The sequence below is a fragment of the Actinoplanes oryzae genome (genome assembly GCF_030757795.1).
GTDB lineage: Bacteria > Actinomycetota > Actinomycetes > Mycobacteriales > Micromonosporaceae > Actinoplanes.
Genome location: NZ_JAUQWH010000366.1, coordinates 1 through 499, shown reverse-complemented (window position 1 = coordinate 499; position 499 = coordinate 1). Strand labels below are relative to the sequence as shown.

Below are 499 nucleotides of genomic sequence, written 5' to 3'. Positions count from 1 at the left end.
GGCACACGGCGGCCGCAAGCCCCGCCACGGGGGCGAGTTCATCTTTGGTGACCCCGCCAGCTGGGGTGAACCAGACGCCGCCACCACCACCGACACCCGGCTTTATGGCGCCGCGACCGCACGCTCCTGGAACCGGCTGCACCCACGATTGACGCACCGCACCGCCTGGACCACCCACATCGGCGTCCTGCCGATCATCGAGGGCACCCTGATCCTGCTGACCGTCGACCGCCTACCCTCCGGCGCGACTGCGAAACCGGTCTGGCTGTGGTGGTCACAACCCGAGGCCACCGCCGCCGAGACCGATCTGTGCTGGCAGGCCTTCCTGCGCCGCTTCGACATCGAGCACACCTTCCGCATGCTCAAGCAAACCCTCGGCTGGACAACGGCGAAACTACGCGACCCGGCCGCCGCCGACCGCTGGACCTGGCTCGTGATCGCCGCCTACACCCAACTGCGCCTCGCCCGCGACGCGGCCGCCGACCTCCGCCGACCATGG

General features: G+C 70.1%; 1 pseudogene. It reads left to right on the top strand.

Going from position 1 to position 499, the window contains the following annotated elements:
- Window positions 1-499: pseudogene (locus tag RBH18_RS43955) on the top strand (NF041680 family putative transposase); the annotation flags it as partial.